Source organism: Viridibacillus arenosi (assembly GCF_001955655.1).
GTDB lineage: Bacteria > Bacillota > Bacilli > Bacillales_A > Planococcaceae > Viridibacillus > Viridibacillus arenosi.
Genome location: NZ_MSPW01000016.1, coordinates 1 through 13,918 on the forward strand (window position 1 = coordinate 1; position 13,918 = coordinate 13,918).

Here is a 13,918-nt window from a genome sequence, read left to right on the forward strand (position 1 = left end):
ACAAAATTGTGAAAAGGCTTTCATTTTTATTATAAAAAATTAAAAATAGAATTGAAAAAAGAAATAAATATGTGCTATTTTATTTGTGTACCAATTAGACAACTTGTTGTACAAGTTAAATGGTTTATATAAGAGTTGTCTATTTACTTCCTTGAAATGAAAACGCATTAATAATTCCAAGGAAATAGAGCACCTTAGTTTAGAACCTACTTAAAAAACTTATTTAAAAGGAGACTTATTCAATGAGTACAAAGCACAAAGAAACACCACACATAAAACCTAATGGAGTAGAAATTGCAGAAACAATCCTATTACCAGGGGATCCATTACGAGCTAAATTTATTGCAGATAATTTTTTAGAAGATGTAGTTCAGTTCAATGAAGTGCGTGGCATGCTTGGATATACAGGTACTTTTAAAGGGAAAAAAATCTCTGTAATGGGTACAGGTATGGGAACTGCTAGTATTGGTATCTATTCTTGGGAGTTAATAAATGTTTTCGGCGTTAAAAACTTAATTCGTATTGGGTCTGCGGGTTCAATTCAAGATGACCTAAACTTATATGATATTGTGTTTGCAATGGGATCTGCGACAGATTCTAATTACGCACACCAATTTAATCTACCAGGTCATTATTCAATTACTGCATCATATGAATTACTTGAAAAAGCTAAGAAGGTAGCTGATGAAAAAGGATATCCAGTTCGCATTGGGAATGTTCTTGCTAGTGATGTCTTCTACAATGCTGATCCAACAGCAATGGAGCGATGGAGTAAAATGGGCATTTTATGTGCAGAAATGGAGTCTGCTGCACTTTACATGAATGCTGCGCAAGCAGGTGTAAATGCTCTTTGTATCTTAACAATTAGTGACCATATCTTCAAACATGAAAAAACAACGCAATTAGAAAGACAAACAGCATTTACTAAAATGATGGAAATTGCATTGGAACTTGCTGAATAAATAAACTCTATTAACAATTGAAGTCTGTGGGAAAGGAAGTTGTCTATTTTCCCTCATTCTCACAGACTCTTTCATTGACAAAAAAATCTAGAAAAAAATTAATATTTCGAGAAGGAGAGCGCTAAAATGGAAGCAATAAATAATAATGCATCTGAAAATCAAAACTTTAATGCAAAAAAAGCCGTACCTGTTATACTGTTTTTCTTCCTTTTTGCCTTGATTATTGATAATTCGTTTAAACTTGTATCTATAGACATCGCAAAAGACCTTGGAATATCAGCAACTACAGTTAGTTGGCAAGCAACATTAGCAGGTCTAGTAATTGGTATTGGGGCAGTAGTTTATGCTTCGTTAGCAGACTCAATTAATATCCGTACGCTTTTAAGTGCTGGTATTATTTTTATCTGTGTCGGATCATTAGTTGGATATCTATTTAAAGACAATTTTGCAATGATTCTTTTTGGACGAATTATTCAAACAGCTGGTTTAGCATCTGCTGAAACATTGTATGTTATTTATGTTACGAAGCACTTACCTAAAGAGGAACAAAAGAAGTTCTTAGGATTAAGTACAGCTAGCTATGCAATGTCAATGTTAATTGGTTCTTTAACAGGTGGATTTATTTCGACTTACTTACACTGGACAACTTTATTCTTAATTGCTTTATTATCAATCGTTATCCTTCCATTCATCTTGAAGTTATTACCTAAGGAAGAGTCTAGGAAGGTTAATGTTGATGTAATTGGATTATTCTTAATCGCAGCAATTGCTACAACAGTTATGTTATATATTTCAGACTTTAACTGGCTATACCTAATCGGTTTTGCAGTTGCGTTGGTACTATTCTTAACTTATATCAATAAAAGCTCAAAAGCTTTAATTGATGCATCTTTCTTCAAAAACCAATATTTCATTCGTACGCTACCAATTGTATTTATTATTTACTCAGTACAATTAGGTTATATTTTCGTCTTCCCATTCATTTTAGAGGGGATATATGATTTAAAGTTAGATATGATTTCACTGTTATTAATTCCAGGTTATGTGGCGTCAGTTATCGTTGGTTCCCTTTCTGGTAAAATTGGACAGGTATTAAGCAGTAAACAAGCAACGATGATGGCATTACTTGGTATCGCAGTTGCGTTATTAATTCCAGGATTATTTACTGAAAGCAATGTTGTTATCTATGTACTTTCTATGATTATATTCTCAGGTTCATTCGCGTTAATGTATGCACCTTTACTTGATACTTGTCTTAGCACGATTCCTAAAGAAAAATCCGGAACAGCAATTGGTTTCTACAACTTAACAATCAATGTATCTGGTTCTATCGGTATTGCTTACACTGCAGCAATGCTTGATAAAACAGAAATTTCAACTATTCTAATTACCCTTTCAATTATTGTAGTTGCTGCTTTTGGTTTGTACTGGGTGTTATTAAAAAAATTAGCGAAATAAAATGAATATAAATCTTTCTTGTGAATGTGTCACAGTAAAATCTGTGACACATTTTTTACTATATATTTGAGGGATCAGAAGATTTAGTAAGCTTAAAATAAATGTTATAATACATATTAGAGGAAATAATTAGATGATGGTCCATGATCTGAAAATAGTATAGGTGTGTGAGAAGATGGAATTCAAAATCGCAAACATGCAAGAAAGAAAAAAACCATTATATATTAATGTGTATGATGAATTGTATAAGCTAATTATGAATGGTACGTTTTTGCCAGAAAGCAAATTGCCAGCCGAGCCTGAATTAGCAAAAATGTTCAAGGTCAGTAGAATGACATTAAGGCAGGCTCTTTCTCTTTTACAAGATGATGGATTGCTGAAAAGAGTACACGGTAAAGGGAATTACATTGCAAAGATTTCAAAGAATAATCCCAAAATTGGCTTAGAGAAAATAGGGAATCCTATATATAAATCTCATACGAAACAAATTGACGATGTTGAGATGAGTTTTAGAATTGATTTGGATAGTGAATATACTCAGCAAGTATTATGTAGGAAATCTGCAGCAGTTGTTGCATTTGAGCGTTGGTATAAGAGTGAAGGTGAAGTTGTAGCGTATTCCTTTACTTTTATGGCAATTGAAGCAATATCTGAATTGAATTTAGATTTACAAGATAATGATCAATTATTGGAAATGCTTGAAACTCGAATTTATGAGCTTGCGAATAGATCTACAACTGACATAAAGCGTTCCAGTTCTGTTAATTCTTCATCACAGAAACATAAAGTAGTTGGTGGAGAAGACTGTGATTTATTATTAGAGAGTGTTTTTATTCATGAGGAATATCCATTAGTTTATAATAAATACTATATACCTAAAGAATTTAGTCATTTAAGAATAAATGCTGTGAAGTAAAATGATAAGCCTCTGTAAGAAACTTACAGAGGCTATTTTTTATTCATTATCTTCTATAAATGGTTTGTTTACATAGTAGTACATGGAGGCCATAAACAATGTTCCTCCGATAAGATTGCCGATTGTGACAGGAATAATATTATGGACAATTCCAGCTATAGTAACTGCATCTGGATGTTGAGTTGCAATTGAAATTGAAAAGGTAACTAAATTGGCAATACTATGTTCATATCCAGAAATAAAAAAACAAAAAACAAATAATATCATCATGGCTATTTTTGGTCCATCGCCCTTAACTGAATAAGGAAGGAAAAAGGCAAGGCAAACAAGCCAGTTACAAAGAACGCCACGGAAGAACAATTCAAATGTTGGCACTAATGTCTTTCCCTTTGCAACACTAACTAAAAAACTATTTACCGAAGGATCATTGAAAAGTCCAGTAGCATATATCAACAATGCAAAAAGAATGGCACCGAGGAAATTTCCGACGTAACTATATGCCCAAAGCTTGCCTACATCCTTCCAGGCCATCTGCTTGCGTAAGGCAGCATATGTATAGTAAAAGGTATCACCAGTGAACAAGTCGCCACCACCATAATAAATCATGATAATCGCCACCCCGAAAGTCATAGCTGCAACCGGATAGGCAAATGGAGAATGTTCTAGGTAAAAGAAATTACCAGTTTTAAACGCTACAATCACACCAAAGCCAATGAACAAACTCGCAAGGATTGCTCTTAAGAGGTAAATGATAGAACTATGACGGTGAATAAATAATCGTTTTAATGCCAATGCTTCTATCTTTGATAATGGTTCTTTTTCCAATTGAAATCACCACGCTATTTAGTATAGATTGGATTTTGCCAATCTTTTTTACTCGTTTAGTATCTAATTTGTCGGCGCAACTTACGGTAACGCGAATTTTGTCGTTATGTAGAACTATTATTAACAATTAGGGTTGGATTTTATGCATGAAGGATTATTCCAGAGATAATTAAATAGAGGACAAGATTTGATTTTGTTCTTTTTAGTTAATTAAGAAATGCAATATAAAATAAAAATAAATTCACTCTTACTAAATGAAGTTGTTTAATCAAAAATCTTTCAATTTAAATGGGATTCTTATCAATTACAATCAAAAACACCCTGTTCAAAATGAAATTTTTTGAACAGGGTGTTTTTTGATATAGTATAGTGTCCAAATCACAATATCTTTCCTTATATAAAAGAAGTGATTTTTAACATTTTACTTATTTTTTGACGGCGTAAACAAGGTGAAAACAAGGGCTATAATAGCTAAAATTGTCATGAAATAATAAGCATCACTTGAGCCTAAAATGGAAGCAGCTGTTCGAATCATATCAGAACTAGCGCCTGAATTCTCCTGCACTATTGTAAGGGCATGGTCTGCAGACTGCGCAGTATAAATTGTAATTACTACCGCAGTTCCGATTGCTCCGGCTAATTGGCGAACGGTATTATTGACCGCCGAGCCATGTGTTCCAAGTTCTTTTGGTAACGCATTAAGCCCTGCAGTATTCAAAGGCATTGTGAGAAAGCTTAAACCAATGCGAAGGAAAATCGTCCGGATCATTAAATACAAATACGTTGTTGATTCTGTTAAATCTGTCACAGCCCACATGGAAGGAATAATAAACATTAGACCAACAATAAACAAAGGCTTTGCACCAAATCGGTCATATAATTTACCAGTAACAGGTGACATAAAAGCATTCACGAGTGCCCCAGGTAATAACAATAGTCCAGCATCAAATGCTGTGAAACCTCGGCCGTTTTGTAAATAAATTGGAAGTAAAATCATATCCGCATACATTATTATCGTAATTAACACGTTTATCAGAGAAGTTGCTGTAAATACTTTATTTTTAAAGACAGATAAATTTAACAAGGGATCCTCTGAATAGAATTGTCGAATACAGAAAACAGCTGTAATAATCAACCCTAATACTAATGAAAGAATTACAACTACATCGCCCCAACCTTTACTGCCAGCATAACTAAAACCATATAAAACCAAACCAAATCCAATCGTTGATAAGATAACACTGAACACATCCAGCTTAGCCTTAGATGTTTCCGATACATTCATTAAATATTTCAATGCAAGTAAAATAACGATTACTACAAGCACAGATAGTCCTATAAATAACCAACGCCAAGAATAATATTCAATGACAAAACCTGATAACGTTGGTGCAATGGCAGGCGCGAAAATTATTGCTAAACCTAATAGTCCCATGATACTGCCGCGTTTTTCAACGGGGAAAATAACCAACACGACTCCCATCATTAGAGGCATTATTATCCCAGCACCTGCAGCTTGAATCATACGTCCAGCTAAAAGTACGCCAAAGCTTGGTGCCAAAGCACAGATGATAGAACCAATTAATAAAAGTAGCATTGCGCTCAAAAATAACTGACGAGTCGTAAAACGTTTCATTAAATAAGCAGTTGTTGGTACTAACACCCCATTAACGAGCATAAATCCTGTTGCAAGCCATTGTATCGTCGTTGCCGAAACATTAAAAATGTCCATTAAACTACTTAAGGCAACATTTAATAAAGTCTGATTCAATGTAGATAAAAAACAACCAAGAATTAAAACCGTTAATAATATTCCTTTATTGATTTCTTTATTCGTTTGTAGCATTTATGAAATCCTCTCTTTATTGCTTAATTGACACATAGTCGATAAAATATATGATAACAGTATTAAAATAAGTTGCCTATTCACAATATTAATGAATTTGTCGACTAAACAACGAAATAATAATTTTTGTTGATTAAATAAATGATAATCGATAAAGAGGGATAAAATGTCTATGCATAAAAAACAAGATCCACGTGCATTGCGCTCTAAAAAAATGATGAAAGATGCGGTATTTTCGTTACTTTCCGAAAATCAGGATGTTGCTCAACTGACTGTACAAAAAATTACAAATCGTGCGGAGCTCAATCGTGCCACGTTTTATTTACATTATGAGGATATTAACGATTTGATAAGTCAAATTGTACAAGAAATCTTCGACGAACTGTCGTTGAAAACTGAACCATTACTCCAAATAAAGAATTTAGATAAGCAGGAATATTTGCTGGGATTTTTAGATTATATATATGAATATCGGAAAATTTTTGCTGTATTTATAGGGCACACCGAGTTCAAAAACAGCTTATTTGAATTTTTGAAAAATGTAATACACATGCGACGTAGTGAAAGAAACATTGCCACTACAGAGAATACTGTAGCTTTGGAGATCATTGCAGCCTCTCTTTTAGGAATTATTAATTGGTGGATAAAGGATGGAATTCAATATAGTTCAGAATACGTTGCTAAACAAATTACCTCAATGTACAAAAAGAAGCCGTTATAAGTCAAATACAACAATGAACAGTATATACAAAAAGGCGCCAAGTAAATTGGCGCCTTTTCAGCATACAAATTGTTGTTCTCAATAATTAATGTTCATTAATATCTTTGTAAATTTTCTTTTTATAGACATAAAAGTACATACTAAGTGGCCACCACATCACTAAAAAGATTGGGTAAATAGCCCATATTGTTCCAGGGGAGGAGACAAAATTTACTGTTATGAAAAAGATACTAATTAGTATGCTTGCGTAAATAGAAAACGCTACGAAAGTTCTTTTTTTAGCATGATATAAAGCTAATGGCCACCACATTATTAAGAAAGCAGGGTAAATAGCCCATGGATATTGTGGTGAGAGTGTAATGTTTAGTATTGAATAATAGATGATTGTGGTTGCACAGAATATAAGTGCGATTTTTATAGATTTAGCTTTTTCTCCTAAAATCATAAGAATAGGCCAACATATAATTGGATAAACAGCGTACAAAAACCATAAATGGTTTGGTGAATATAAATAATTTTCTATAATGAGGAAAGAAATCAACATAATACTACAGAAAATCGAATGTTGTTTGTACATTTTCTTAGACATGAAGTAAAGGGTAATTGGCCATAGAATAAGCAGTAAACTAGGATAAATAAACCAGATATCATCTGGTGATGTTATAAAATTGGTGATTACTAAAAATAGAATAGTCATAATACTACCAGCTGCGGCAAAACTAATGTAATTTTTCATTTTCTATTTACCTCATTTCTTACGTGACCATACGAAGTACATTGATAGAGGCCACCATAAAATAGCGAAGATTGGATAGATTGCCCAAATTGTATTTGGAGTATAGTACAGGTTGATAAAAACAAAAAAGGCGATAATTAAACCGCTTCCCCAAATGGAAAACTCTAAATTTAATCTAGCCATGTTTTTCTTGGCAGGCTGCTTCACACCTAATTCTTTTTTTAATTCTTCAATATCTCCAAATTCAACTATGGCTTTATTAATTGCATCTTCTTCTTCCTTTCCATGTTCCATTAAATAGAACACTTTTTCTTCGAGATTTTGTATAATTTCTTGCTTAACCATCACTGTTTCGTTATTGCTAGGAATGTCCTTAAATAACTCATCAATATGATTTTTTAATTTCTTCATTCTAAACCCTCCATAAACAAGTTGATAATTTCCTTTACTTCCGTCCATTCACTTACAAGCTCTTTTAGATATGCTTTTCCTAATGTGGTAATGCGGTAATACTTTCTTTTTCCTCCATGAGAGATATCACCATAATATGCTTCAATAAGTTCTCTTTTTTCTAATCGTTGAAACACTGCGTATAAAGTTGCTTCTTTAATTTGAAAACGATTATTTGTACGTAAACTAATTTCCTGAGATATTTCATAACCATAGCGATCTTTCTCTAAAATCAGTCGTAAAATAATTGAATCCAAGTGTCCACGAATGATATCGCTTCTAACCATAAGTCACCTACTTAGATGTTATTGTTCTACCTGATAGAGTAATGTTAGCAAAAAGTACTCTGCCTGTCAAAGTAATTTTATAAAAAGAATTTTTATAGATGTATTCGATACTAGGAGTACTATATGAACAAGTCTTTAAACGGTTTTTATACAAAAAAAACTGAAACAAAACCATGGAGGTATTGTTTCAGTAACACTAAAAGTAGTTATCCAGATTGTTTAATGTATTCGCAATTTCTTTTATCCCACCTTCAATTTTCTCATCTTCTATCGTTGAGACATTAATTTTTAAAATACGCTCACGATAAAAGTCGGTCAAATAGTTATGATCAATTGGGTTAAATAAAATTTGTTTTTGGCTTAAATAATGGATTATTCGATTTAAATCTACTTCTTTAGGAAAGACGATATGGCTATGCATGCATATTTCTGAAGAAGCTTGGTACATAGGTAAATGTGTTTTTATCGAGTGCTGAAGAATTTTTCCACGTTTATGATAGTTTTCATGCACTTGTGCACGATATCGTTCGAACATGCCACTTTTTAAATAAAGTTCAAGTGCAGCTTGTGAAATCATAGAGCTGTCAATATCGGTCGTGTTTTTATGTTGTTGAAAAATGTTAATTAATACACTCGGTAAAATAGCAAATCCAATACGTAGTCCCGGGAACATGATTTTAGAAAAGCTTTTTAAATAGATAACTCTGTCATTTGTATCTATAGCGAACATTGGATCACGTTTTGAATTGTACTCAAAGTCAGCTAAAAAGTCATCTTCAACAATATAGACATCATACTGATTGGCCAAATAAAGAATCGCTTCTTTCTCCTTTTTACTATAAGAAGTACCTAAAGGATTATGGAACCGTGGCATTGTGTAGAAAAACTTAATCTCATTCTTACGGAAGATCTGCTCCAGTTCTTTTAAATCAATGCCATTTGTAGAGCGTTTAATACCGATAGCAGGCAGTTTGTATGTTTTTAGAAAATCCATATATAAATGATAGCTTGGTTGTTCTACTAGTATAGTTTTGTGGTTGTTCGGGAAGGGCATAAGGCTAAGTAAGGAAAGTGCTTGTTGTACACCTGAAGTAATAAAGATATTGCTGTTATCTGTAAATACTTGATACGATTCTAATAATTTCTTTGCCTCTGAGATTAATGAGGGTAATCCTTTAGCTGTACCATATTTAAATAAATCTGTTTGATATGTATCAATGGCTTTGTTCATGCAATGCTGAAAATCTTGATATGGGAATGCATGCCATGTTGGTGATGAAGTGGCGAAATCAATTATATTAGTTGATGTTGGTTTTTGTGCAATTTGATGGTCTACGACGTAATAGCCGCTTTTCGGAATAGCATATATTAAATGTTGGTCTTCAAGTTTTTGTAATGCTGTAAGAATAGTGCTTTTACTGCAAGAAAACTGATGTGCTAATTGCCGAATTGACGGTAACTTTGCACCAGATGGCAGGTCAGCATTATGTATACGGGTGCAGAGATCGTAATAGATTAATTCATATTTGAGCATGTTGTGCCTCCTCGAAAACATATCATTCTACTATTATTCTATTTGATAAGAATTGAAAAAGCACTATATGCCAATAAAACGGCCATAACTATATTAAATTGTTGCCTGTAATGTAATAAGTGCTTTTGAAAAATAGAACCAAATAAACTCCAACTAAATGTACTCATTACACCAACCATTCCTAAAAATACTGAGAAAAGAAAGTAGCTGGAATATGAATTGTAGTAGGGGAGAATGAAAGTTGATACTACTGTAATACCAAAAAGAATACCTTTTGGATTAACAAATTGTAACAAGATACCTATGAAGAAACCTTTACTTTTACCTTCATCATTGCCACTGTCATGATCCTTACTAGTAAGGATTTTATAAGCCAAATATAACATATAAGCCACACCAAAAATCGTCAAAGGAAGTTCAATTATTGGCAGAGCACTTATAAGGATGTTATTTAAAAAAGTACACAATAATGTGATGGCAAAAAATCCAACACCTACTCCTAGACAAAACCTAAATGTCTTTTTATAACCATGTTTATTCGCAAACGCCATTGACATGATATTATTGGGACCTGGAGTGAAACTGGAAATAAAAACAAATAATAAAAATGAAAATATAGGCATATAGGGACCTCCCTTTAAATTCGTATGTTATAATGTTCGAAATAAACAATATAACGACTACGTGCTTTTTATTATACATAAAGGTCGTTATATTGTACACAGAATAGGAGTGAGTTTATGGAAGAAATACAACTTATTCTTGCAAAGAATTTAAAAGCGATTAGAGAGAAAGAAAAATTAAGTTTGGAGAAGGTATCTCAACTAAGTGGAGTAAGTAAAACGATGATAGGGCAAATAGAAAGAGGAGAGTCAAGTCCAACTCTGACTACGATTTGGAAAATAGCTAATGGATTAAAGATATCCTTTACTTCACTAATAAATAATCCACAACCAGATACTAAAGTTGTTTTAAAAAGTGAAATTCAAGTATTGTCTGAAGACAATGGACGTTATAGAGTCTATCCCTCATTTCCTTTCCAAGAGGATAGACGCTTTGAAGTTTACTCGGTTGAAATAGAAAAAGAAGGGGCATTAAGCTCTGATTCTCATAGAGAGGGAACTGAGGAATTTATCACTGTTTTTGATGGAGAAGTAACGATTAGTGTAAGTGACAGTAGTTATATTTTAAAAAGTGGTGACTCAATCAGATTTAAGGCTGACAGACCTCACAAATATCATAATTCGGGGGACACTTTAACACGTTTAAGTATGACAATCTATTATCCGACCTAGCAATACTTTTTTTGAGATCTAAAGTACAGACAGCTCATTTTTCATCTTCAATTAAAAGGACAGAGAAATAAAAAGTTTTTTTCAAAGACAAAAACGAGCCTAAATTGACATGTTTAATTATGGAGGAATGTTTATGTTATCTGAAATAGAATTAATGGAACATCATGTGAATGTGTTATTTAAACATGATTTTGAAAATCGAGTAACAGTCATAAATGAACCACCATACGATGTTGCACCAAGAATTTTCATTGGAGGCACTAACTTGGGAAGTTTAGTGAGATATTCCAATACGCTGGAAGAGGACCTTGTAGAGAAGTTAGAACAGGCAATAGGAACAAAACCAGGTGCTGAACTAGGGGAAGTAATCAATGTTTTAAGTAGTGACCGTCAAATAAATAATTTATGGATAGGTCCTGCATATGTATTTCCAGATGTAAGAGATAGGGCTGATACTCAAGCAATACAAGTAACTCATGAAAACAAAGAAATGTTAAAGCCTTATTTTCCATATACATTTGAGGATTTTGAGTATAAGCAACCTTGTTTTGTAATAGTTGAGGAAAATATGCCCGTTTCGATTTGCTGTAGTGCTAGGAAGACCACAAAAGCAGACGAAGCAAGTGTATACACACTTGAAGATTATCGTGGTAGAGGATACGGTATAGATGTTACAAATGCTTGGGCAACAGAGGTACAAAAACAAGGACGAATTGCTCTATATAGCACTTCGTGGGATAATTTTGCATCCCAATCTGTGGCAAGGAAGCTAAATTTGCTTCAGTATGGAACAGACATTCATATTACTTAAAGTAACCTTAATGCAATAGACATTTTTTCAACAAACGTACTTAAGTTAAAAAAATGAAATATCTATATATGCTAAACACATCTGTATCGGTACAGATGTGTTTTTTTGTAGTCGTCTAAATATGTGTTTTTTAATACGATAGTTGTACCGGCCGGATTAATCGAAAAGAGGTAATATCGTATGAAAGAAATGAGAAAAGCATATATCGCAGCAATTATATATGCCCTAATAATTGGACTTTCCTTTATGTTTGTCAAAATTGCACTAACGGTGGCAAGTCCATTAGAAACACTGGCACATCGTTTTACAGTTGCATGGATTGTAGCAACGATTTTTCTGTTACTTAGTAAAAATAAACTACAAATTGGATGGAAGGATTTACAAAGAATTCTTCCTTTGGCATTACTTTATCCTATTTTATTTTTTGCTTTCCAAGTGTTTGGTCTAGCGCGTACTTCGTCTTCAGAAGCAGGCATTATTCAAGCTACTATTCCGATTTTCACATTACTGTTAGCTAGTATAATCTTGAAAGAAAATACTTCATTTAAACAGCTAATATGCGTTAGCTTATCAGTACTTGGGGTCATCTTTATCTTCATGATGAACGGGGTAGGGACAGCTAAGGTTAGCTTCATTGGAAGTGGATTTATCTTGTTATCAGCCATTACATCAGCACTTTATAATGTTTTTGCAAGAAAGTTAACGCAACAGTATTCATTGTTTACTTTAACGTATATAATGACACTTTTTGGATTTATAGGTTTTAACGGTATTGCCATTAGTATGAATGTTGTCAATGGTACTACGAAACAATTCTTCCAACCTTTTATGCATTTAGATTTTGTTTTAGCAATTGTCTATTTAGGTATTCTTTCTTCACTTATTACTTCGTTTTTATCTAATTATGCGTTATCGAAAATGGCTGCATCTAAAATGAGTGTTTTCAGTAATGTTGCGACGCTCATTACGATTTTAGCAGGAGTTCTTTTTCTACAAGAGGAATTTCACTATTATCATTTAGTAGGAGCACTAGTGATCATAATCGGAGTCATAGGGACGAATTATTTTGGGAGAGTGGTAAAAAAGGTATAGTAGGAGACATATGACCAGTACTATTAATTCAAACCTCAATCGACTTCGTTGATATCAGAAAACTGTATCCAAGGGAAATGTTCTGTTTATACTAAAGAATCAAGTGGTAACGATAGCTTAAATATTCGACTTGGAGAACAATATCTTGAATCTGATAAAGGTCATTTTGATATAAAAGATGGTTCGTAGTATTGTAAAGTAACGCATTATGAAAATACAGAATGGTCTACTGATATAAAAGTTTATAAAAAAAAGGTGGAAGAATTGTAGTTTCTTATTAAGCAGCGATAATATGTCGCTGCTCTTTTATATTCCAATAATTTTATACATATGATATCAACTATTGAAGCATATTCTAATATAAGTAATTATCAATATTTCAATTATATATAAAAAAATATGACGACATCAGCTTTTTTGCCATTGTTTAAAATACTTTTGAAAAAAGGGGAGTTTTATTGAAACGGAAAATGATAAATACCATCGTTTTCTTTTGCTTATCAATCATGTTATTCGGATGTACTAGTGATGAAGAGCGTATTGATGTGTCATTTGAATTATCAAATGATATTAAAGTAAATGTAACTCAAGTAGCAAAAGATTATCTTATTAAAAATAATTGTGGAACTTCAGAATCAATCCAAGTTGAAACAGCCAGTATTACTGACCATTTAGTCAATGCATCAGACGGAATTTCAAAACCAAAAGATATTGGGCAAGTAGTATACAAAGTAACTTTTAAAGACAAATCGCATGTCGCTACTGGTTTACCAGAAGTTTTGATTAAAAAAGATAATAATCGTGTAGTTGGGTTTACTGTAGGGAAATGAACTATATAAGACATAAAGATATAATTTACAGTTTGCAATTCGTTAGATATATGCAAGCTGTTATATTTTATTTTAATTTTGGTAGATAACTAGAATAGTAATCTTAAATTTTTGATTGAACTTTTTGCGTATTATCTGAATTCATATAACAAACA

The 13,918-nt window shown here is 32.7% G+C and carries 15 protein-coding genes; 8 read left to right on the forward strand and 7 right to left on the reverse strand.

The window, feature by feature from the left end; translation table 11 throughout:
• Window positions 1–242: 242 nt before the first annotated feature.
• The 3 genes from deoD (at window position 243) to BK137_RS19950 (ending at window position 3,336) form a co-directional block, all read left to right on the forward strand.
• Window positions 243–962, forward strand: coding sequence for a purine-nucleoside phosphorylase (deoD, locus tag BK137_RS19940; RefSeq protein ID WP_038182374.1), 720 nt, complete (start codon window positions 243–245; stop codon window positions 960–962).
• A gap of 126 nt (window positions 963–1,088) precedes the next feature.
• Window positions 1,089–2,420 (forward strand): MFS transporter, encoded by a 1,332-nt coding sequence (locus BK137_RS19945; RefSeq protein WP_038182372.1) that lies wholly within the window; start codon window positions 1,089–1,091, stop codon window positions 2,418–2,420.
• 175 nt (window positions 2,421–2,595) lie between these two features.
• On the forward strand, window positions 2,596–3,336 hold the full coding sequence (locus BK137_RS19950) for a GntR family transcriptional regulator (RefSeq protein ID WP_038182369.1): 741 nt from the start codon (window positions 2,596–2,598) through the stop codon (window positions 3,334–3,336).
• A gap of 39 nt (window positions 3,337–3,375) precedes the next feature.
• Here BK137_RS19950 and BK137_RS19955 read toward each other — a convergent pair whose 3' ends face one another.
• The gene (locus tag BK137_RS19955; RefSeq protein WP_038182366.1) at window positions 3,376–4,161 is read right to left on the reverse strand and encodes a formate/nitrite transporter family protein; all 786 of its coding nucleotides are present in this window, start codon (window positions 4,159–4,161) and stop codon (window positions 3,376–3,378) included.
• 421 nt (window positions 4,162–4,582) lie between these two features.
• Complete coding sequence (locus BK137_RS19960; RefSeq protein WP_038182363.1) at window positions 4,583–6,007, reverse strand: DHA2 family efflux MFS transporter permease subunit; 1,425 nt, start codon at window positions 6,005–6,007, stop codon at window positions 4,583–4,585.
• 166 nt (window positions 6,008–6,173) lie between these two features.
• On the opposite strand from BK137_RS19960, the gene BK137_RS19965 reads away from it, so the two are divergent.
• On the forward strand, window positions 6,174–6,728 hold the full coding sequence (locus BK137_RS19965; protein WP_038182360.1) for a TetR/AcrR family transcriptional regulator: 555 nt from the start codon (window positions 6,174–6,176) through the stop codon (window positions 6,726–6,728).
• Between the two features lie 85 nt (window positions 6,729–6,813).
• Here the strand turns inward: BK137_RS19965 and BK137_RS19970 are convergent, their stop codons facing one another.
• The 5 genes from BK137_RS19970 to BK137_RS19990 all read right to left on the reverse strand — a co-directional run bounded on the left by BK137_RS19970 (window position 6,814) and on the right by BK137_RS19990 (window position 10,358).
• Window positions 6,814–7,464, reverse strand: coding sequence for a hypothetical protein (locus BK137_RS19970; protein WP_038182358.1), 651 nt, complete (start codon window positions 7,462–7,464; stop codon window positions 6,814–6,816).
• A 12-nt stretch (window positions 7,465–7,476) separates the two neighbouring features.
• Window positions 7,477–7,875 (reverse strand): permease prefix domain 1-containing protein, encoded by a 399-nt coding sequence (locus tag BK137_RS19975; protein WP_038182345.1) that lies wholly within the window; start codon window positions 7,873–7,875, stop codon window positions 7,477–7,479.
• Window positions 7,872–8,201 (reverse strand): PadR family transcriptional regulator, encoded by a 330-nt coding sequence (locus tag BK137_RS19980; protein ID WP_038182342.1) that lies wholly within the window; start codon window positions 8,199–8,201, stop codon window positions 7,872–7,874. The genes BK137_RS19975 and BK137_RS19980 overlap by 4 nt, the downstream gene beginning before the upstream one ends.
• 196 nt (window positions 8,202–8,397) lie before the next feature.
• Window positions 8,398–9,735 (reverse strand): aminotransferase-like domain-containing protein, encoded by a 1,338-nt coding sequence (locus BK137_RS19985; RefSeq protein WP_038182339.1) that lies wholly within the window; start codon window positions 9,733–9,735, stop codon window positions 8,398–8,400.
• A 38-nt stretch (window positions 9,736–9,773) separates the two neighbouring features.
• Window positions 9,774–10,358 (reverse strand): LysE family transporter, encoded by a 585-nt coding sequence (locus BK137_RS19990; RefSeq protein WP_038182336.1) that lies wholly within the window; start codon window positions 10,356–10,358, stop codon window positions 9,774–9,776.
• Window positions 10,359–10,475: 117 nt separating this feature from the next.
• On the opposite strand from BK137_RS19990, the gene BK137_RS19995 reads away from it, so the two are divergent.
• From BK137_RS19995 to BK137_RS20010, 4 genes are all read left to right on the forward strand, one after another.
• The gene (locus tag BK137_RS19995) at window positions 10,476–11,030 is read left to right on the forward strand and encodes a helix-turn-helix domain-containing protein (RefSeq protein ID WP_038182335.1); all 555 of its coding nucleotides are present in this window, start codon (window positions 10,476–10,478) and stop codon (window positions 11,028–11,030) included.
• Between the two features lie 133 nt (window positions 11,031–11,163).
• The gene (locus BK137_RS20000) at window positions 11,164–11,841 is read left to right on the forward strand and encodes a GNAT family N-acetyltransferase (protein WP_038182334.1); all 678 of its coding nucleotides are present in this window, start codon (window positions 11,164–11,166) and stop codon (window positions 11,839–11,841) included.
• A 180-nt stretch (window positions 11,842–12,021) separates the two neighbouring features.
• Window positions 12,022–12,933 (forward strand): DMT family transporter, encoded by a 912-nt coding sequence (locus tag BK137_RS20005; protein WP_038182333.1) that lies wholly within the window; start codon window positions 12,022–12,024, stop codon window positions 12,931–12,933.
• 458 nt (window positions 12,934–13,391) lie between these two features.
• Window positions 13,392–13,763: a hypothetical protein gene (locus BK137_RS20010; RefSeq protein WP_038182332.1), complete on the forward strand. Its 372-nt coding sequence runs from the start codon at window positions 13,392–13,394 to the stop codon at window positions 13,761–13,763.
• The last annotated feature ends 155 nt before the right edge of the window (window positions 13,764–13,918 follow it).

Excerpts from the sequence above, each read along its gene's own strand:
- BK137_RS19985 (WP_038182339.1), bottom strand. The coding sequence starts at position 9,735 with ATGCTCAAATATGAATTAATCTATTACGATCTCTGCACCCGTATACAT.
- BK137_RS19960 (WP_038182363.1), bottom strand. The coding sequence starts at position 6,007 with ATGCTACAAACGAATAAAGAAATCAATAAAGGAATATTATTAACGGTT.
- BK137_RS19980 (WP_038182342.1), bottom strand. The coding sequence starts at position 8,201 with ATGGTTAGAAGCGATATCATTCGTGGACACTTGGATTCAATTATTTTA.
- BK137_RS20005 (WP_038182333.1), top strand. The coding sequence starts at position 12,022 with ATGAAAGAAATGAGAAAAGCATATATCGCAGCAATTATATATGCCCTA.
- BK137_RS19975 (WP_038182345.1), bottom strand. The coding sequence starts at position 7,875 with ATGAAGAAATTAAAAAATCATATTGATGAGTTATTTAAGGACATTCCT.
- deoD (WP_038182374.1), top strand. The coding sequence starts at position 243 with ATGAGTACAAAGCACAAAGAAACACCACACATAAAACCTAATGGAGTA.
- BK137_RS19965 (WP_038182360.1), top strand. The coding sequence starts at position 6,174 with ATGTCTATGCATAAAAAACAAGATCCACGTGCATTGCGCTCTAAAAAA.
- BK137_RS20000 (WP_038182334.1), top strand. The coding sequence starts at position 11,164 with ATGTTATCTGAAATAGAATTAATGGAACATCATGTGAATGTGTTATTT.
- BK137_RS19990 (WP_038182336.1), bottom strand. The coding sequence starts at position 10,358 with ATGCCTATATTTTCATTTTTATTATTTGTTTTTATTTCCAGTTTCACT.
- BK137_RS19970 (WP_038182358.1), bottom strand. The coding sequence starts at position 7,464 with ATGAAAAATTACATTAGTTTTGCCGCAGCTGGTAGTATTATGACTATT.
- BK137_RS19995 (WP_038182335.1), top strand. The coding sequence starts at position 10,476 with ATGGAAGAAATACAACTTATTCTTGCAAAGAATTTAAAAGCGATTAGA.
- BK137_RS19945 (WP_038182372.1), top strand. The coding sequence starts at position 1,089 with ATGGAAGCAATAAATAATAATGCATCTGAAAATCAAAACTTTAATGCA.
- BK137_RS19950 (WP_038182369.1), top strand. The coding sequence starts at position 2,596 with ATGGAATTCAAAATCGCAAACATGCAAGAAAGAAAAAAACCATTATAT.